The organism is Micromonospora sp. WMMD754, assembly GCF_049315235.1.
Classification (GTDB): domain Bacteria; phylum Actinomycetota; class Actinomycetes; order Mycobacteriales; family Micromonosporaceae; genus Micromonospora; species Micromonospora sediminicola.
Window position 1 is genome coordinate 3,440,115 of record NZ_CP186058.1, and the last position, 18,961, is coordinate 3,459,075.

At 73.5% G+C, this 18,961-nt stretch carries 16 protein-coding genes; 13 read left to right on the forward strand and 3 right to left on the reverse strand.

Features of this window, described 5'->3' with window-relative positions:
• Positions 1-32 precede the first annotated feature (32 nt).
• Positions 33-1,169, reverse strand: a complete 1,137-nt coding sequence (locus ACN27B_RS16770) for an LPXTG cell wall anchor domain-containing protein (protein ID WP_422740962.1) — start codon at positions 1,167-1,169, stop codon at positions 33-35.
• A 248-nt stretch (positions 1,170-1,417) separates the two neighbouring features.
• On the opposite strand from ACN27B_RS16770, the gene rsmD reads away from it, so the two are divergent.
• The 10 genes from rsmD to ACN27B_RS16820 all read left to right on the forward strand — a co-directional run bounded on the left by rsmD (position 1,418) and on the right by ACN27B_RS16820 (position 11,521).
• Positions 1,418-1,981, forward strand: coding sequence for a 16S rRNA (guanine(966)-N(2))-methyltransferase RsmD (gene rsmD / locus ACN27B_RS16775; protein WP_422740963.1), 564 nt, complete (start codon positions 1,418-1,420; stop codon positions 1,979-1,981).
• Positions 1,978-2,454 (forward strand): pantetheine-phosphate adenylyltransferase, encoded by a 477-nt coding sequence (coaD, locus tag ACN27B_RS16780; RefSeq protein WP_099162162.1) that lies wholly within the window; start codon positions 1,978-1,980, stop codon positions 2,452-2,454. Before rsmD ends, coaD begins: the two co-directional genes overlap by 4 nt.
• Positions 2,455-2,693: 239 nt before the next feature.
• The gene (locus tag ACN27B_RS16785) at positions 2,694-3,191 is read left to right on the forward strand and encodes a hypothetical protein (RefSeq protein WP_091580397.1); all 498 of its coding nucleotides are present in this window, start codon (positions 2,694-2,696) and stop codon (positions 3,189-3,191) included.
• A 118-nt stretch (positions 3,192-3,309) separates the two neighbouring features.
• A complete protein-coding gene (locus ACN27B_RS16790) occupies positions 3,310-3,873 on the forward strand; it encodes a YceD family protein (RefSeq protein WP_091580392.1) in 564 nt (187 codons plus the stop codon).
• A gap of 5 nt (positions 3,874-3,878) precedes the next feature.
• Positions 3,879-4,052 (forward strand): 50S ribosomal protein L32, encoded by a 174-nt coding sequence (gene rpmF / locus ACN27B_RS16795; protein ID WP_089156974.1) that lies wholly within the window; start codon positions 3,879-3,881, stop codon positions 4,050-4,052.
• Between the two features lie 105 nt (positions 4,053-4,157).
• On the forward strand, positions 4,158-5,144 hold the full coding sequence (locus ACN27B_RS16800; protein ID WP_253866637.1) for a phosphate acyltransferase PlsX: 987 nt from the start codon (positions 4,158-4,160) through the stop codon (positions 5,142-5,144).
• Positions 5,141-5,938 (forward strand): ribonuclease III, encoded by a 798-nt coding sequence (gene rnc, locus ACN27B_RS16805; protein ID WP_091580384.1) that lies wholly within the window; start codon positions 5,141-5,143, stop codon positions 5,936-5,938. The genes ACN27B_RS16800 and rnc overlap by 4 nt, the downstream gene beginning before the upstream one ends.
• Complete coding sequence (mutM, locus tag ACN27B_RS16810) at positions 5,931-6,788, forward strand: bifunctional DNA-formamidopyrimidine glycosylase/DNA-(apurinic or apyrimidinic site) lyase (RefSeq protein WP_099162160.1); 858 nt, start codon at positions 5,931-5,933, stop codon at positions 6,786-6,788. The genes rnc and mutM overlap by 8 nt, the downstream gene beginning before the upstream one ends.
• 235 nt (positions 6,789-7,023) lie before the next feature.
• On the forward strand, positions 7,024-9,246 hold the full coding sequence (locus ACN27B_RS16815) for an MMPL family transporter (RefSeq protein WP_099162159.1): 2,223 nt from the start codon (positions 7,024-7,026) through the stop codon (positions 9,244-9,246).
• A gap of 769 nt (positions 9,247-10,015) precedes the next feature.
• On the forward strand, positions 10,016-11,521 hold the full coding sequence (locus ACN27B_RS16820; protein WP_099162158.1) for an MFS transporter: 1,506 nt from the start codon (positions 10,016-10,018) through the stop codon (positions 11,519-11,521).
• Positions 11,522-11,573: 52 nt separating this feature from the next.
• Here the strand turns inward: ACN27B_RS16820 and ACN27B_RS16825 are convergent, their stop codons facing one another.
• The gene (locus ACN27B_RS16825; protein ID WP_099162157.1) at positions 11,574-12,446 is read right to left on the reverse strand and encodes an endo alpha-1,4 polygalactosaminidase; all 873 of its coding nucleotides are present in this window, start codon (positions 12,444-12,446) and stop codon (positions 11,574-11,576) included.
• Between the two features lie 79 nt (positions 12,447-12,525).
• Positions 12,526-13,827, reverse strand: coding sequence for a CAP domain-containing protein (locus ACN27B_RS16830; RefSeq protein ID WP_099162156.1), 1,302 nt, complete (start codon positions 13,825-13,827; stop codon positions 12,526-12,528).
• A gap of 374 nt (positions 13,828-14,201) precedes the next feature.
• Here ACN27B_RS16830 and ACN27B_RS16835 point away from each other — a divergent pair, with 374 nt between their 5' ends.
• The 3 genes from ACN27B_RS16835 (at position 14,202) to ACN27B_RS16845 (ending at position 18,926) form a co-directional block, all read left to right on the forward strand.
• Positions 14,202-14,396 (forward strand): hypothetical protein, encoded by a 195-nt coding sequence (locus tag ACN27B_RS16835; RefSeq protein WP_089010688.1) that lies wholly within the window; start codon positions 14,202-14,204, stop codon positions 14,394-14,396.
• 313 nt (positions 14,397-14,709) lie between these two features.
• The gene (gene smc / locus ACN27B_RS16840; protein WP_422740964.1) at positions 14,710-18,309 is read left to right on the forward strand and encodes a chromosome segregation protein SMC; all 3,600 of its coding nucleotides are present in this window, start codon (positions 14,710-14,712) and stop codon (positions 18,307-18,309) included.
• Positions 18,306-18,926 (forward strand): HAD-IA family hydrolase, encoded by a 621-nt coding sequence (locus ACN27B_RS16845; RefSeq protein ID WP_098743340.1) that lies wholly within the window; start codon positions 18,306-18,308, stop codon positions 18,924-18,926. The genes smc and ACN27B_RS16845 overlap by 4 nt, the downstream gene beginning before the upstream one ends.
• Positions 18,927-18,961 lie beyond the last annotated feature (35 nt).

Consider the following 18,961-nt stretch of genomic DNA (forward strand, 5'->3'; position numbering starts at 1 on the left):
CAGCTGGTCGACGCGCCCTCGGACCGGACGGATCAGGCGGTGAAGCGCACCTTGCGTCGACGCGCCACCACGAACAGGACCGCGCCCGCGACCAGCAACGCGACGGCGCCGGCCACGATGCCGCCGGTCGCCGCACCGGTCAGCGGCAGGGTCGGGCCCTCCGGCTGGCCGCCGCCGGCACCGGGCGTGCAGGTCTTCGGCTTCTCCCAGGCGATCGGCTCGGTGTCGTCGAGGCCCTCGGCCGCCGGCGTCACCTTCAGGCCCTCGAACGCCTTGAACGCCACGGTCTTGGTCTCACCCGGCTGCACGACGAGCTTCTTCGCGTCGCCCTTGTTGGGGGTGAAGGTGATCTCGACGGTCCTGCCGTCCTTCGGGTTCTCCACCTGGAAGATCAGCTCGTCGCAGGTGGACTGGTAGCTGCCCGACGGCTCGCCCGGCTCGACGCAGTCCTTGGCCTCGCTCGGCTTGTCGTCGAAGAGGGGCTGCTTCTGGGCGGCCTCGGTGACCGTGATGCGGGCCGCGTTCTTCGCCGGGACGCGGATCGACAGGCTCTTGCCCGGCGCTACCTCGGCGGTCTTGGTGAAGTCGCCGCTGCCGGCGACGGTGAAGGAGGCGTCCCTGGTGGCCTCCGCGCCGTTCTCCAGCTTCACCGCGACGTCGCCGGTGCAGTCGGAGGTGACCGTGGCGGTCGGGTTGGCCTTGGCCGGCGGGGGCGTGACCACCTTGTCGCAGCTTTCGCTGAACCGGATGGTCGCGCTCTTGTCGTCGTTCTCCTTCCAGGTGTTGTCCCACTGGGCGCGGACGGTCAGCGACGCCCGGGTCACGTCGCCCGCGAGGCGGGCGGTGCCGACCAGCGGCTCGGACACCTGGTACGGGTAGGAGTCCCCGTCGGTGGTCCGGATGCCCTCGATGGTGAAGGGCGTGGCGACCTCACCCTTGTTGCTGGTGGCCTCGGCCTTGGTGAGCCGGTAGGTGTCCACGCCGCCCGGCGCGTAGGTGCGGACGGTCCACGTCGTGACCCACTCGCCCTTGGCGGTGTCGCACTCGGCGGTGACCTTGACTTCGCTGTGGTGGGCGCTGGCCGGGGCTGCCGCTACCGCGACGCCCGCGAGGCCGACCAGCGCACCGGCGGCGACCGCGAGGGCGCGCCGGAGGTGGAGACGGTTCACGTCTTCTCCTGGTGAGGGGAGGATGGGAGAGGGATGCGGCGGACGGACCGGAGCCACGCGTCCGCACGACAATCGGGCAGACCCTAGCGAGATCGACACGACGGGCGTTACCGCGATCGACGGGTCGTAAAGGGTCCGTTATGAAGTTGAGATCATTGATGTACGTCGGGTCACGGGGCGGTGCACCGGGTGCTCCACCGGGCCGTTCCGGGCGTCGCGTAGCGTCGGGGCATGCGCAGGAAGCGACGGTGACCCGGATCGTGGCGGGCACGCTCGGCGGGCGGCGGATCGCCGCGCCGCCCGGTGCCGGTACCCGGCCGACCTCGGACCGGGTGCGGGAGGCGCTGTTCAGCGCGGTGCAGGCCGATCTCGACCTGGACGGGGCGCGCTTCGCGGACCTCTACGCCGGCTCCGGCGCGGTCGGTCTGGAGGCGCTGTCCCGGGGGGCGGCGCACGTGTTGCTGGTGGAGTCCGACGCCCGGGCCGCCCGGGTCGTCCGGGAGAACATCGCCGCCCTGCGGGCCGCCCCGGCCGCCCGGCTGGTCACCGGCAAGGTGGCCGCCGTGCTCGCCGCCGGGCCGGACGACGGGCCGTACGACGTGGTCTTCGCCGATCCCCCGTACGCGGTGCCGGGCGCGGAGATCACCGCGATGCTGGCCGCGCTGGTCGACGGCGGCTGGCTGGCCCCGGACGCGCTGGTGATCGTCGAGCGGTCCAGCCGTTCCGGTCCGGTCGAGTGGGTGGAGGGCGTCACGCCGGAGCGCAGTCGCCGCTACGGCGAGACCACCCTTTGGTACGGTCGCCGATCATGAGACGTGCGGTCTGCCCGGGCTCGTTCGACCCGGTCACCAACGGTCACCTCGACATCATCGGCCGGGCCAGCCGGCTCTTCGACGAGGTGATCGTCGGCGTGCTGGTCAACCAGTCGAAGCAGGGGTTGTTCACGGTCGAGGAGCGGATCAAGATGCTCCGCGAGGTGACCTCCTCGTATGACAACGTGCGGGTGGAGTCGTTCCGCGGCCTGCTCGTCGACTTCTGCCGGGACCAGCAGGCGAGCGTGCTGATCAAGGGCCTGCGCGCGGTCAGCGACTTCGACTACGAGTTGCAGATGGCCCAGATGAACATCGGCCTGGCCGGGGTGGAGACGCTCTTCATGCCGACCAATCCGCTCTACTCGTTCCTCTCCTCCAGCCTGGTCAAGGACGTGGCGAAGTGGGGTGGCGACATCTCCGCCCACGTCCCCGACCTGGTCCGCGACCAACTCCAGACCCGCCTCCGCCCCTGACCCCCCACCCCCTCCCCCCATCCCGCCGATCTTGCAGTTGCGGCCCGGTTCTCGTCCTTTCCGCGAGGAATGCCGGGGCGGAAAGTGCAAGATCGACGGGAGTCGAGGGGTGGGGCGACGCGCCGGGTGGGGGCGGGTGGGGCGGCGGTGGCCGGCGCGCGACATGATGTGTGCAGCGCCGAAACCGGGCGCAGGCCGCATCATGGAGGGCGGCCGACGAAGACAGGAGTGAGGTACCGGTGGACCCGCTCGATCGCATCGACGAACTGATCGCCATGGTGGAGCAGGCCCGCTCCGTCCCGATGTCGCGCAACAACTGCATGGTCGACCGCGGCGAGATGATCGCCGCGCTGGACGAGTTGCGCGTCGAGCTTCCCGCGGACCTGCGTCGGGCCGCCGCGCTCCTGGAGGAGCGGGACAAGATCATGGAGGCCGGCAAGCGGGAGGCCGACCGGATCATCAGCGAGGGTGAGGCGGAACACGCCCGGCTGGTCTCGGTGAACGAGATCACCGTCTCGGCGGAGCACGAGGGCGCCCGGATCATCGCCGAGGCGCGGGCCGAGGCGCAGCGCCTCCGCGAGGAGGTGGACGACTACGTCGACACCGCGCTGGCCAACTTCGAGCAGTTCCTCACCCGGGCGCTGGCCTCGATAGAGCGTGGCCGGGACAAGATGCACGCGCTGCGCGAGATCGGCACCTTCGCGGGGGACGAGGCGGAGCGCCCGCTACCCTTCTAGGACCACGCGCGGGCCGGTCGCCGACAGCCGGCCGCCGTCGGGTGCGCCCCCGGTTCGACGGTCCGCCCGTCTCCCAGGTAACCTTTTTTGTCGGCCTCTCACCGGCCGGAGTCTGACTATGCCCAAACACTCGCCACGCTCACTCGACCCCAGGTCGCCGCTGGTCCTCGACACGAGGGACCTGCCGCGTCGGCCTGGCGCGTTGCGTACGCACAAGCGGGTCGTGCCGGCACCGGCGGACCTCGGCGTGGAGTTGATCGGCGTGCCGGAGGGCGCGGACCTCGACCTCGACCTGAGGCTGGAGTCAGTGTCCGAGGGCGTGCTCGTCTCCGGGACCATCTCCGGTCCCGTCAAGGGCGAGTGCGGCCGCTGCCTGCGCGAGATCGACGACTCGGTGGTCGTGAACGTCCAGGAGCTGTACGCGTACGAGAACAGCGCCACGGACACCACGACCGACGAGGACGAGGTGGGCCGGATGCAGGACGATCTGATCGACCTGGAGCCGGCGCTGCGGGACGCGGTGGTGCTCATGCTGCCGACGAACCCGCTCTGCCGGGAGGACTGCCCAGGCCTGTGCCCCGAGTGTGGGGTGCACTGGGACGATCTGCCGGCCGACCACAGTCACCAGCAGATCGACCCGCGTTGGGCGGGCCTGTCGCAACTGACCCGTACAGAGGAGTAAGAACCGTGGCCGTCCCCAAGCGCAAGATGTCGCGCAGCAACACCCGCGCCCGCCGGGCGAACTGGAAGGCCTCGGTGGTGGCGACCGTGGCCTGCCCGCAGTGCAAGTCGCCGAAGCTGCCGCACGCCGCCTGCTCCGTCTGCGGCACCTACAACGGCCGTCAGGTCCTCGAGGTCTGACCCGGCCGCCGAGTGACGCCCCCGACCACCGGTCGGGCGGCGCGCGCACCAAGGCTCTCGCCCGGTGCCCCGGCTCCCTCCCACACCGGCCGCTCATCGGCCGGCGTGCCGTCGGAGCCGGGCACCGCGCGGATCGCCGTCGACCTCCTCGGCGGGGACGATGCTCCCGCCGTCGTGGTTGACGGCGCTCTGCGGGCGTTGCGCGCCGACCCTGACCTGCACCTGCTGCTCGTCGGTCCGACCGAGGTCGCCGACGGGCTGATCGGTGCCCTCGACCCGGCGCAGCGCGCCCGGGTCACGGTCCGCCCGGTGCGGGCCGCCGTCGGCATGGCCGACCATCCCACCGCCGCCCGCGGCGACAGCACCGTGCGCACCGCGGTGCAGGCCGTCCACGACGGGCTCGCCGACGCGGTCGTCTCCGCCGGCTCCACCGGCGCCACCGTCACCGCCGCCGCGCTCGGCCTCGGTCGCTGGACCGGGGTACGCCGACCCGCGCTGGTCGCCACGATCCCCGCCGTCGAGGGACCGGTGGTGCTGCTGGACGTCGGCGGCACGCTCGAACCCGGCCCCGCCACGCTGGCCCGGCACGCCGTCCTCGGCGCCGCCTACGCGGCCGTGGCCCACGCCGTCCACGCCCCCCGGGTGGGGCTGCTCTCCGTCGGCCACGAGGCGGGCAAGGGCGACCGGCTGCGCCGCTCCGCCGACCCCGCGCTCGCCGCCGTGCCGCTGCCCTGCGGCGCCCGCTACGTCGGCCTGGTCGAGGGCTACGACATCTCCCTCGGCGCCCGCGCCGACGTGGTGGTCACCGACGGCTTCACCGGCAACGTCCTGCTCAAGGCCATCGAGGGCGCGTACGCCATGGCCGGCGGACCCCCGACGAACGGCGGTGCGCCCCGCGCGGCCGCGCTGCTCGGGGTGGCCGGCACCGTGGTGGTGTGCCACGGCGCGGCCGGGTCGGACGACGTCGCCTCGGGCATCGCCCTGGCCGCCCACCTCTGGCGTCGCGACGCCGCCGGGACGGTCCGCGCCCTGCTCGCCGAGATCCCGCACGAATCCGCACCTGACCGCAACGACACCGAGGTAGCACCATGACCAACGACAAGCGGCGGCGTGCTCCCGTCGGCCACCTCGAGACGGCCTTCGGGGTGTCGCTCGACCCGGAGCTGCTGGAGCGCGCGTTGACCCACCGCTCGTACGCGTACGAGAACGGCGGGCTGCCCACCAACGAGCGGCTGGAGTTCCTGGGCGACTCGGTCCTCGGCGTGGTGATCACCACGGCGCTCTTCCACAACCACCCGGACCTGCCCGAGGGGCAGTTGGCCAAGCTGCGGGCCAGTGTGGTCAACATGCGCGCCCTGGCCGACGTGGCGCGCGGCCTGGGCCCGGACGGGCTGGGCGCCTACCTGCTGCTCGGCAAGGGCGAGGAGGCCACCGGCGGGCGGGACAAGGCGAGCATCCTCGCCGACACCCTGGAGGCGCTGCTCGGCGCCATCTACCTGCAGTACGGCCTGGACACCGCGGCCATCGTGATCCACCGGCTCTTCGACCCGCTGATGGCCGAGTCGGCCGGGCGGGGCGCGGCGCTGGACTGGAAGACCAGCCTCCAGGAGCTGACCGCCGCGCTGGGGCTGGGCGTGCCGGAGTACCGGATCGAGGGCACCGGGCCGGACCACCTGAAGACGTTCACCGCCTGGGTCGTGGTGGCCGGCAACCGCTACGGCGGCGCGGAGGGGCGCAGCAAGAAGGAGGCCGAGCAGCGGGCCGCCGAGTCGGCCTGGCGGACGCTGACCGAGCAGGCCGAGGCGCGGGCCGCGGCCGAGGCGGAGGTCGCCGAGGCGGAGGTCGCCGACCCGGCGGACGCCGAGGCGGGCGCCGGCCGTGCCTGAGCTGCCCGAGGTGGAGACGGTCCGGCAGGGGCTGGCCCAGTGGGTCGTCGGCCGCCGGATCGCCGCCGTCGAGGTGCGCCACCCCCGCGCGGTACGCCGGCACGCGCCCGGCGGCGCGCACTTCGCCGACGTGCTGGCCGGCCGCACGATCACCGACGTCCGCCGCCGGGGCAAATACCTCTGGCTGCCGCTGGACAGCGGCGACGCGGTGATCGGCCACCTCGGCATGTCCGGCCAGCTGCTGCTGCAACCGGTCGGCGCGGCCGACGAGCTGCACCTGCGGGTCCGGTTCCGGTTCGCCGACGACGGGCCGGAGCTGCGCTTCGTCGACCAGCGCACGTTCGGCGGGCTGTCGGTGTCCGACGGCGGCGCGGAGCTGCCGGCCGAGATCGCGCACATCGCCCGCGACCCGATGGACCCGGAGTTCTCCGACGAGGCGTTCGTGGCGGCGCTGCGCCGCAAGCGCACGGAGGTCAAACGGGCGCTGCTGGACCAGACGCTGATCTCCGGGGTGGGCAACATCTACGCCGACGAGGCGCTCTGGCGGGCGAAGCTGCACGGCGCCCGCCCGGCGGACGCGCTGACCCGTCCGGCGGCGCTGCGGCTGCTCGGCCACGTGCGGGACGTGCTCGGCGAGGCGATCAAGCAGGGCGGCACCAGCTTCGACGAGCTGTACGTCAACGTCAACGGTGAGAGCGGCTACTTCGACCGGTCGCTGAACGCGTACGGCCGGGAGGGGGAGCCCTGCCCGCGCTGCGGCGCGCCGATCCGGCGCGAGGGATTCATGAACCGCTCCTCCTACAGTTGCCCGCGGTGCCAGCCGCGGCCCCGGGGCAGCCTCCGGGGATGACCCCGAGTCGGCTCGGGGTTGCGCCGGTGTGCATCGCCGTCGGGCGCCCGGGGGCGCGCCGGACCGTACCCTGAAATGCCCTTTCCGCCCGATCGGCGCGGCCGGTTCCGGCCGTCCGGCCCCACCTTCGGCCATCGGGGAGGAGCCGGGGCCGTTCCCCGATGTCCGGGCCGCGCCCGCTGCCTAGCGTCACCAGAGGTCGGCACGGGGCCGACGTCTGGAGGGGGACCCGGATATGGGCAGGCGACCGGTGACCGTGCGGTTGGCACGGTGGAGTGCGGAGCATCCGTGGCGGGCCATCGCGCTGTGGGTGGTCTTCGTGGCGGTGTGCTTCGTCGGCGGCAACGCCGCCGGGCTGAACGAGGCCACCGACGCCGACCAGGCGATCGGTGAGTTCGGGCAGGCCGAGCTGATCGTGGACAGCGGCGGGTTCCACCAGCCGGCCACCGACAACGTGCTGATCACGGCCCGCTCGGGCGCGCTCGACCCGGCCGCCGCCAAGGCCGCCGCGCAGGACGCGGCGGACCGGCTGCGGCAGGTCGACGGCGTCGCCTCGGTCGGTACGCCGCTGCCGTCGCGCGACGGCAGCGCGCTGCTGGTGCCGATCACCATGGCCGGCGACCCGGAGACCGCGGGGGACCGGGTCCAGCCGCTGCGGGACACCACCGCGCGGGTGCAGGAGGCGCACCCGCAGCTACGGGTGGAGCAGGTCGGCGGCCCGTCCATCGACAAGGCGCTCGACGACACCCTCGGCAAGGACTTCAAGCGGGCGGAGCTGCTCAGCCTGCCGGTGACCCTGGCGATCCTGATCATCGCGTTCGGCGCGCTGATCGCCGCCGGCGTGCCGGTGCTGCTCGCGCTCTCCTCGGTGGCCGCCGCGATGGGGCTCTCCACGCTCGCCTCGCACCTGGTGCCCGCCACCGACACCACGGCCAGCGTCATCCTGCTCATCGGCATGGCGGTCGGCGTGGACTACTCGCTGTTCTACGTGCGGCGGGAACGGGAGGAACGGGCCAAGGGGCGGTCCGGCCTGGACGCGGTGGAGATCGCCGCGGAGACCTCCGGGCACGCCGTGGTGGTCTCCGGCACCGCCGTGATCATCTCCATGGGCGGCCTGCTGCTGGCACAGGACGCGATCTTCTCGTCGCTGGCCGTCGGCTCGATCCTGGTGGTGGCGGTCGCGGTGATCGGCTCGCTGACCGTGCTGCCGGCGCTGCTGGCCAAGCTCGGCCGCTGGGTGGACCGGCCCCGGGTGCCGTTGCTGTGGCGGCTCACCGCCCCGCGTACCGGGCGGCACGGGCAGCCCGCCGCGCCCCGGTTCTGGCCGGCCGTGCTGCGGCCCGCGCTGCGCGCCCCGGTGGCCACGCTGCTGGTCTCGGTCGCCCTGCTGCTCGCCCTGGCCGCGCCGGCGCTCGGCATGAAGCTGAAGTTCCCCGGCGCGGAGGACGTGCCCCGCACCACCGCCGCGATGCAGGCGTACGACCGGCTCACCGCCGCGTACCCGAGCAACGGCACCAACCACACGGTGGCCGTGCGGGCACCCGCCGACCAGGCCGACCGGGTGCGCGCCGCGCTGACCGGCCTCGCCGGCCGGACCGCCGCCGACCCGCTCTTCGCGCCGGCCGAGGGGGACGGCCCGGAGATCAGGGTGTCGGCGGACCGGCGGGTGTCGGTGCTGGACGTGGCCACCCCTTACGCCAGCCGGTCCGCCGAGGCGTCCCGGTCCCTGCACGAGCTGCGCGACGACCTGGTCCCGGCCGCGCTGGGCGGCATCCCCGGAGTGGAGTACGCGGTCGGCGGCGGGGTGGCCGCCAGCGAGGACTACGCCGACCACATCTGGGCGAAGCTGCCGGTGGTCGCGGCGTTCGTGCTGGCCTTGACGTTCCTGGTGATGGCGTGGACGTTCCGGTCGGTGGTGGTGGCGCTCACCTCGATCCTGCTGAACCTGCTCTCCGCCGGCGCCGCGTACGGGCTGCTGGTGCTGGTCTTCCAGGGGGAGTGGGCGGAGGGGCTGCTCGGCTTCACCTCGATGGACGCGATCGTCACCTGGCTGCCGCTGTTCCTGTTCGTGGTGCTGTTCGGGCTGTCGATGGACTACCACGTCTTCGTGGTCAGCCGGATCCGTGAGGCGGTCGACCGCGGGATGCCCAACCGGGAGGCGGTCGCGCACGGAATCACCTCCTCGGCCGGGGTGGTGACCAGCGCGGCGGTCGTGATGGTCGGGGTCTTCTCGATCTTCGCGACGCTCAGCATGATCGACTTCAAGCAGCTCGGCATCGGGCTGGCGGCAGCGATCCTGCTGGACGCCACGATCATCCGGGCGGTGGTGCTGCCGTCGCTGATGACGCTGCTGGGCGACGCGAACTGGTGGGCGCCGCGCTTCCTGCGCCGCAAGCCGACCGTCCCGCCGGCCGAGCCGCCGCCCGCGCCGGCCCCGGAACTGGTCGGCGCCCGCTGAGCCGACCAACCAGCGCCCCGGCCGGTCTCGGCCGGGGCGCTGTCCCTGGGCCCGCCCCTGCCCGTCGTGGCTCCGCCCCCGTCGTGGCTCCGCCCCCGTCGTGCCTCCAGCCCTTGTCCTGCCTCCCCGTCCTCCGCCCCCAGCCCTCAGTCCCCAGCCAAGCCCTCAGTCTTCGGCCCTGCCCCTGGCCCCTGGCCCCTGGCCCTTGGCTGGCGGCTGGCGGCTGGCGGCTGGCGGTCCTGGCCTTGATTCGGCCTTGGTCCTGGTCGGCTCCGGTCGTTCGCCGACCCGATCTCCGCTTCTCCGGTGCCAGCCGCGAAGGGACATCGGTTTTGGGTGATATACCTCAGAGTCATAATTATGACTCTGAGGTATATCACTCTCTCTTCTTGTCTCTTGTCAGGAGGCCGCGGTGAGTGCCGGCGGCCTCATGATTTCGGCGGCGGTCGGCCGGGACGGCTGCCGGGGAGTCGCGTAGAGCCGTCTCGTGACCGTGCCGGCCGTCCGTCGCCGGGAGGACGGCCGGGAGGTCACGGCGCTGGGCGGCGGTCGGCCGGGACGGCCGCCGGGAGGTCGCGGGAAGTGTCGGCCGCCTCGTGATCCCTTCGGCGGTCGGACGGCCGGGACCGGCTGCGGGAGTCGCGACCGAGGGCGGGAGCGGACAGGATTAACGCCGCGGGCAGCGGGGCATGTGGGCCGCCATGGACGAACAGCTCACGCCGGCGGCCCGTCGTCGCGCCCCGGCTTCCTCCTCCCCCCGGAGCGCGTCATGAGCACCGACGTGTCGACCGGCACCGTCCGGACCAACGTCCCGGCCCGCCTCGACCGGCTGCCGTGGTCCCGCTGGCACTGGATGATCGTGATCGGTCTGGGCACGGTGTGGATCCTCGACGGCCTCGAGGTGACCATCGTCGGCAACCTCTCCGGCAAGCTGGCCGAGCCCGGCAGCGGCCTGAGCATCACCCAGAGCCAGGTCACCGGCCTCGCCGCTGCCCTCTACGTGGCCGGCGCCTGCACCGGTGCGCTGTTCTTCGGGTGGCTCACCGACCGGTTCGGCCGCAAGAAGCTGTTCCTGCTGACCCTCGGGCTCTACCTGGTCGCCACCGCGCTGACCGCGCTCTCGTTCGACACCTGGTGGTTCTTCCTGTTCCGGTTCCTCACCGGCATGGGCATCGGCGGTGAGTACGCCGCCATCAACTCGGCGATCGACGAGCTGATCCCGGCCCGCCACCGCGGCCGGATCGACATCATCATCAACGGCACGTTCTGGCTCGGCGCCGCGCTCGGCGCGCTGCTGACCGTACCGCTGCTCAACGGCCTGCCGACCAACCTCGGCTGGCGGGTGGCGTTCGGCCTGGGCGCGGTGCTCGGCGTGGTGATCCTGCTGGTCCGCCGGCACGTGCCGGAGAGTCCACGCTGGTTGTTCATCCACGGCCGGGCGGACGAGGCGAACCACCTCGTCGACTCGGTCGAGGCCGAGGTGAAGCGGGAGACCGGCAAGGACCTCGCCGAGGCCGACAACTACATCGAGATCCGGCAGCGCAAGAGCACGAACTTCCTGGAGATCGCCAAGACGCTGTTCCGTCGCTATCCGAAGCGGGCCACGCTGGGCTTCTCGCTCTTCATCGGCCAGGCGTTCCTCTACAACGCGATCACGTTCGGCTTCGCCCAGATCCTGCAGACCTTCTTCGACGTCCCGCCGGGCAACAGCGGCTACTACTTCGCGGTGATCGCGGTCGGCAACCTGCTCGGGCCGCTGCTGCTGGGCCGGCTCTTCGACACCGTCGGTCGGGTGCCGATGATCGCCGGCTCGTACATCGGCTCGGGCGTGCTGCTGCTCGGCACCGCCTGGCTGTTCCACTCCGGTGTACTCACCGCGGTGACCATGACCGCCTGCTGGTGCGTGGTGCTCTTCTTCGCCTCGGCCGGCGCCAGCGCCGCCTACCTGACGGTCAGCGAGATCTTCCCGATGGAGACCCGGGCCATGGCGATCGCGTTCTTCTACGCGATCGGCACCGCCGCCGGCGGCATCACCGGCCCGCTGCTCTTCGCCAAGCTGGTCGGCAGTGGCCAGGTCGGCGACACCGTGCTGGCCTTCGTCATCGGCGCCACCATCATGATCATCGGTGGTCTGGTGGAGCTGGGCCTCGGCGTCAAGGCCGAGGGCAGGTCCCTGGAGGAGCTGGCCACCCCACTCAGCGCCGAGCACCCCGATCTGCCGTCGCAGCGTGGCGCGGGCACGCCCACTCCGGCCACCGGCGCGACCGCCGGCTGACCCCCTCACGGTAGACGCCGCCCCCGCCCACCCCGGCGGGGGCGGCGTCGTGTCACGGCAGCGGGCAGGGCTCCCGCCAGACGTCCAGCCGCCGGTCCTTGCGGATGGACGCGAAGCCGTAGCCGACCGTGGTCACGCAGAAGTCGACCGGGTCGCCGGTGTACTCGACGTGGAACACCGGCTTGTGCGCGTCGGCGAACGGCAGCAGCTTCGCGCACTCGCGCCGGCGTACGCACTCCTGGTTGACCGCGAAGTCGAAGTCGGGGGCCAGCGCGGCCACCTGTGCCAGATCGTCGACCAGGCCGGGGGAGAGGTCGAGCTGCCGGGCCAGCCCGGCCAGGCGGCGGTTGAACAGCAACTGGTCGTCGAAGCCGAGGGGGAAGCCGCTGCGGTGCCGGTAGCCGTCCGCGTCGGCCAGCGCCACCGCGCCGAAGCCCTTGCCCCGGCAGAGGCGGAACCGGTCGGCCAGCACCGGCGCGAGCGAGTCCCACCGCCGGACGTCCAGGAACCGGCTCCCGGCCCGCCCCGGCACCGCCGCGCCGCGCACGGCGGCGGGGAAGCGGGTGGCGTCCGGGTCGCCGGTCGCGTACGTGCCGACGCGGACCTGGCAGACGAGCCGGCGACCCTTGGCCCGCAGGGCGGCGGTCTCGGTCGAGGTGGTGGCGACCGGATCGAGGAGGAAGACGTCGGCGTCGACGGTCACGTCCACCGGCGCGGTCAGCTGCCACTGCCACCGCCACCGGTCAGCCAGCGCCGCCGGCCAGGGGGTGGGGGCGCCGGGCGGGACGGTGATCGGCTCGCGGCACGCCGGGAGCGGGGCGAGGAGCAGCGCGGTCAGCGCCAGCGCCACGCCCCGGCGCGGTCCACGTCGGCGGACGCGGGCCGGCCGGGAGCGCGGCACGGCACACACCGGCCGGATCCGCATCGACAGCTCCCCGGACGCGGGCGGCCCGACGCCGCCCCCGACCGGTCAACGAGCGCCGACCCGGTCACGACGCGACCGCTCAGCGCGGGGTGCCGAAGTCCTGCGTCCAGTACGGTCCGTTGCTGCGCGCCACGCCCACCCCGATCTCGGTGAACGAGCAGTTCAGGATGTTCGCCCGGTGGCCCGGGGAGTTCATCCAGGCGTCCATCACCGCGGCCGGGCTCTGCTGGTTCCAGGCCACGTTCTCGCCGTACGCCCGCCAGGCGTAGCCGGCCCGGTCGAGGCGGGCGCCCACGTCGCTGCCGTCGCTGCCGTCGTGCGACATCTTCTTGTGGTCGGCCTGGTCCTGGCTGTGCCGCTGGGCGGCGAGCGTCAGCTTGGAGTCGACGCTCAGCGCCTTGCAGCCGGCCTTGGCCCGCTCCTGGTTGACCAGGGTGACGACCTGCTGGAGCTCGGCACTGAGGTTGCCCGAGGAAGTGGTGCGGGCGGTGGTGCCGCTCGGCGTGCTGCTGCGCTCCAGCTGCCGCGACGGGGCGGTGGACCGGTTCGGCTTCGGCGTGACCTTCTTCGTCGGACTCGGCTTGACCGTGGTCGGCGAGGCCGAAGGGCTGGCCGAGGGCACGAGCGCGTCAGCCGAGGGCGCGCCCTCGGTCTCCTCGGTCAGCGAGGGGGCCGCGGCCACCGGCGCGTCCGCGGAGGTCCGCTCGGCCGGCCCGTCGCCGCCGGGCAGCAGGACCGCGCCCACGCCCAGGCTCACCACGAGGGTCGCCGCGGCGGCGGCCCCACCGATCACGAACGGACGGCTCAGCCGCCGCCTCGGGCGGTGCCGGCCGTTGTCGTCGGCGGGGGTGTCGGTGACCGGCTGCCAGGCGGCGGTGGGCTGCTCCCAGGCGCCGGCCGGCTGCTCCTCACCGTTCCACCGGTCGCGGGGTGCGGCGTACTGGCCGGTCGGCTCGAACGGCGTGCCCGGGTGGGCCTCCGTGCCGTAACCGGGCTGCGCGGCGGGGCCGTACCCGGGCTGGGCCGCGGGGCCGTATCCGGCATGGGCGGCGGTGCCGTAGCCGGGCTGGGTGGCGGGGCCGTACCCGGGCTGGGCCTGGTCGGCGTACCCCGGCTGCACGGCGGGGCCGTAGCCGGGTCGCACGGTGGTGGGGTCGGCGTCGCCGGGGAAGCCGGTCGGGCCGTGGCCGGCGTCGCCGTAGCGGCCGGCGTCGAGGGTGGGTGGCAGGTGGCTGGCGGGCGGCTGCCCCGGCTCGTCCCCGAAGAGGTACGACGACCGCGGCTCGGGCCGGTCGGAGAGCCACGCCGGACCCTCGTCGGTCGGCGGCTCGGGACGCCGGGAGGCGTCCTCCGGTTCGGTCGGGTCGGTCCAGCGATACACGCCTGTCCCCTCCACGGGTCGGGTTGCGGGCCGGGGTGACGCTACGGGGGCAGTGCGAGCTGCGGCAACGTGGCTAAGAAAGAGTTAAGGCGAACCCGACGGCAAGGGTGAGCCGTTCACACATTCCCGGGCGTACAGTAAAGGCGTCCGGACAGAGCGTGTCCGCGCCTTCTGGCAGCCCCCCGGCGAGTGGACCGGCCGACGTGGAGATGATCTACGGCCTGCGTCAACTTGACGAAGGAGGGGGGTTCGGCTCAATATATAGGTGTCGCCAGTCGCGCCCAGCCATGCCCCGATACACCGGGAATGGCAGCCGCGAACATCATGGGCGCGCGTTGGCCGGCCTTTCCGGCAGCGCATATCAAGGAGTCAGCATGGCGAAGGCCCTCTACGGCCACGTAGGTGCAGCGCCCGACCGGCGTCTGCTCGACGAGGTCACCCGACTGCGTGCCAGGGTTCAGGCACTGGAGTTCGAGATCACGCGTCTGCGCGCCGAGAACGATCGGCTTGCGGCGGCAGCGGCGGAGGCGGACGACCTCCTCCGGCTGGCCGAGCCCGCACTGACCTGATCTCCAGTTGTCGGAAAACTGAATCGCACCACACCGAAAAGCGCGCCGACACACCTGTGCCGGCGCGCAGCCATGTGCGTACCCCTTTTGCTGTTCGCCCGCAATTATCGATCTTGCGGATCCGGCCCGGAATTGCGTCCGGGCATGTGATCTTGCCGTTTCCGCCGCATCGTGCCCGCGGGCCGGAAAGCGGACACCCCGGCCGCCGGGTGGGTCGCGTGCCGGCCGCGTCCCGGCGGCGGGTTAGTCTGCGGGTTCACCAGGTCCGCGCAGCCGGCGACGGTACGGCGGCCACCGGACGAGGATCGAGAAGGTGCATCTCAAGAGCCTGACGGTGAAGGGCTTCAAGTCCTTCGCCTCCGCCACGACGTTGAAGCTGGAGCCCGGGATCACCTGTGTGGTGGGCCCGAACGGCTCCGGCAAGTCCAACGTCGTCGACGCGATCGCCTGGGTGCTCGGCGAGCAGGGCGCGAAGGCGCTGCGCGGCGGCAAGATGGAGGACGTCATCTTCGCCGGCACCGCCGGGCGGGCGCCGCTGGGCCGGGCCGAGGTCACCCTCACCATCGACAACACCGACGGCGCGCTGCCGATCGAGTACACCGAGGTCTCCATCACCCGCCGGATGTTCCGCTCCGGCGAGAGCGAGTACGAGATCAACGGCGACTCCTGCCGCCTGCTCGACATCCAGGAGCTGCTCTCCGACTCCGGCATCGGCCGGGAGATGCACATCATCGTCGGGCAGGGCCGGCTCGACGGCATGCTGCACGCCAAGCCGGAGGACCGCCGGTCCTTCATCGAGGAGGCGGCCGGCGTCCTCAAGCACCGCAAGCGCAAGGAGAAGGCGCTGCGGAAGCTCGACGCGATGCAGACCAATCTCAACCGCCTCACCGACCTCACCGCCGAGCTGCGCCGTCAGCTCAAGCCACTGGGTCGGCAGGCCGAGGTGGCCCGGCGCGCCGCCGCCATCCAGGCCAACCTGCGCGACGCCCGGCTCCGGCTGCTCGCCGACGACCTGCACACGCTGCGAACCACCCTGGACCGGGAGATCGCCGACGAGACCGCGCTGCGGGAGCGGCGGGAGCAGATCGAGGCCGAGCACGGCGAGGTGCAGGGCCGGCTCGGTGAGTTGGAGGCGGCCCTGGCCGAGGACGCCCCGCTGCTCGCGGCGGCCCAGGACACCTGGTACCGCCTCTCCGCCCTGCAGGAACGGTTCCGCTCCATCGAGCAGCTCGCCCGGGAGCGGCTGCGCCACCTCAGCGCCAGCGGTGACGACGAGCGCCCCGGCCGCGACCCCGAACAGTTGGAGGCGGAGTCGCGGCGGGTCCGCGAGCAGGAGGAGGAGCTGCGCGCCGCGCTCACCGACGACCAGGTCCGCCTGGCCGAGGCGGTCGAGCACCGGCAGGAGCTGGAACGGCAGCTCGCCGCCGCCGAGCGGGAGCTGGTCACCGCCGCCAAGGCCATCGCCGACCGGCGCGAGGGGCTGGCCCGGCTGACCGGTCAGGTCAACTCCGCCCGGGCGCGGACCACCAGCGCCGGCGAGGAGATCGAGCGGCTCGCCGCCGCGCACACCGACGCGCTGGGCCGCGCCGAGAAGGCGCAGGCCGACCTGGACGCGGTCGCCGAGCAGTCCACCGAGGCCGACCGGGACAACGCCGACCTGGACGCCCGGCACGCCGAGGCGGTGGCGGTGCACGAGCAGGCCCAGGCCGCCGTGCGCAGCCTCGCCGACGGCGAACGCGCGGCGGAGAAGGACGCGGCCACCTGGAAGGCCCGCGAGGAGGCGCTCTCGCTCGGCCTGCGCCGCAAGGACGGCGCCGGCGCGCTGCTGGCCCGCGCCGACCAGGTGCCCGGCCTGCTCGGCAGCCTCGCCGGGCTGCTCACCGTCGCCCCCGGCGACGAGGCGGCCCTCGCCGCCGCGCTGGGCGGGCTGGCCGACGCGGTGGCGGTCAGCGGCGTGGACGAGGCCGTCGAGGCGATGCGGCTGCTCAAGATCTCCGACGCCGGACGGGCCGGACTGCTGGTCGGCAGCCCCGCCGGTCCGGGCATGGACGGCTCCGCCGACGCGCTGCGCCCGAAGCTGCCCGAGGGCGCCCGGTGGGCGCCCGACCTGGTGGAGTGCGCCGCCGGGATCCGGCCCGCCGTGCACCGGGCGCTGCGCGACGTGGCGCTGGTCGACGACCTCGCCGCCGCGGCCGAGCTGGTCGCGGTGAACCCGGAGCTGCGCGCGGTCACCCCGGACGGCGACGTCGTCGGGGCGTACGCGGCGGCCGGCGGGTCGGCCAAGGCGCCCAGCTTCATCGAGGTGCAGGCCGCGGTCGAGGAGGCCCGGACCAACCGGGCCACCGCCGAACGCTCCGCCGCCGAGCTGCGCGAACAGCTCGCCGAGGCGCGGGCCGAGGTGGCCGCCGCCAAGGAGGCCGTGCAGCACGCCGCCGCCGCCAAGCGGGAGGCCGAGAGCCACCGCAACGCCGCCGCGCGCCGCCTCGCCGAACTGGGCGCGGCCGCCCGCTCGGCGAAGGCCGAGACCGACCGGCTCGGCGAGTCCCGGGCCCGCGCCGAGGCGGCCCGGGAACGGGACCTCGCCGCGCTCGCCGAGCTGGAGGAACGGCTGCGGCTGGCCGAGGCCACCCCGATCGACGCCGAACCGTCCACCGAGGAACGCGACCAGCTCGCCGCCATGGTGCCGCCGGCCCGGCAGAACGAGATGGAGGTACGGCTCGCCGTCCGTACCGCCGAGGAACGGGTGGCGTCGATCGCCGGCCGGGCCGACTCGCTGGCCCGGCAGGCCACCGCCGAGCGGGCCGCGCGGGAGCGCGCGGCGGCCCGGCGCGCGGCCCGCACCCGGGGTGCGGAGATCGCCCGGGCCGTGGTCGGCGGCGCCCGGGAGGCGCTCACCCGCCTCGCGGTCTCCATCGCGCGGGCCGAGGAGCACCGCGACGCCGTCGCCCGCGAGCGCGCCGCGCGCGAGGCCGAGCTGTCCGAGGTACGCGGCGCGGCCAAGCGCCTCGCCGCCGAACTGGAGCGGCTCACCAGCCAGGTGCACCGGGACGAGGTGGCCCGCGCCGAGCAGCGGATGCGGATCGAGCAGCTGGAGGCGAAGGCCGCCGAGGACTTCGGCCTGGACGTGTCCACCCTGGTCGCCGAGTACGGCCCGGACCAGCTCGTCCCGCCCACCGACGCGGACGTCGCGCTGGCCGAGAAGGACGGCCGGCCGGTGCCGGAACCGGTCCGCTACGAGCGGCCGGTGCAGGAGAAGCGGGCCGCCAAGGCCGAGCGGGAGCTGACCCTGCTGGGCAAGGTGAACCCGCTCGCGCTGGAGGAGTTCGCCGCGCTGGAGGAGCGCTTCAAGTTCCTCTCCGAGCAGCTGGAGGACCTCAAGGCCACCCGGCGCGACCTGCTCACCGTGGTCAAGGACGTGGACGACCGGATCCTGGAGGTCTTCGCCAGCGCGTTCGCCGACACCGCGCGGGAGTTCGAGCAGGTCTTCACCGTGCTCTTCCCCGGCGGCGAGGGCCGGCTGGTGCTCACCGACCCGGAGGACCTGCTCACCACCGGTGTCGAGGTGGAGGCCCGGCCGCCGGGCAAGAAGATCAAGCGGCTGTCGCTGCTCTCCGGCGGCGAGCGCTCGCTGACCGCGGTGGCCATGCTGGTGGCGATCTTCCGCGCCCGGCCCAGCCCGTTCTACATCATGGACGAGGTCGAGGCGGCGCTCGACGACGTGAACCTGGGCCGCCTGATCACGTTGCTGGCACAGTTGCGGGAGAAGAGCCAGCTGATCGTGATCACCCACCAGAAGCGGACCATGGAGATCGCCGACGCGCTCTACGGCGTGACCATGCGCAGCGGCGTGACCCAGGTGATCAGCCAGCGGCTCAACCGGGCCGACGACGAGGAACAGGTGACAGACGAGTGAGTCGGGAACGCGCCACGGCGCTCCTGGTGGACTTCGACGGCGTGCTGCGCCGCTGGGACCCGGCGGTCGCCGCCGGCGTCGAGCGGGAGTACGGGCTGCCCGAGGGCGTCCTCGGTGAGATCGCGATGTCGTGGGGGCTGCTCCAGCCGGTGCTCACCGGCCAGGTCAGCCACGCGCGGTGGATGGCGAGCGTCGCCGACGCGCTGATCCCGACGATCGGTGACCCCGAGCGGGCCCGGGCGGCCGTGGAGCAGTGGCAGAGCTACCGCGGCGAGGTCGACCCGGAGGTGCTGGCGTTCGTCCGCGAGGTGCGGGCGGCCGGCATCCGGGTCGGGCTGGGCACCAACGCCACCGACCTGCTCGACGCCGACCTGGCCGCGCTGGACCTGACCGACGAACTGGACGTGGTGGTCAACTCCTCGGTCGTCGGCGTGCACAAGCCGGCGAAGGAATACTTCCAGGCCGCCTGCGCGGCGCTGGACACCCCGCCGGCCCGGGTGCTCTTCGTCGACGACCAGGACCGCGCGGTGGCGGGCGCCCGGGTGGCCGGCCTGTCCGCGCACCGGTGGAGCGGGCCGGCCGACCTGCGTTACCTGCGCGCGGCGCTGGCGTACTGAGCCGGACGGGCCCCGTGTCCCGCCCGGCTCGTGCT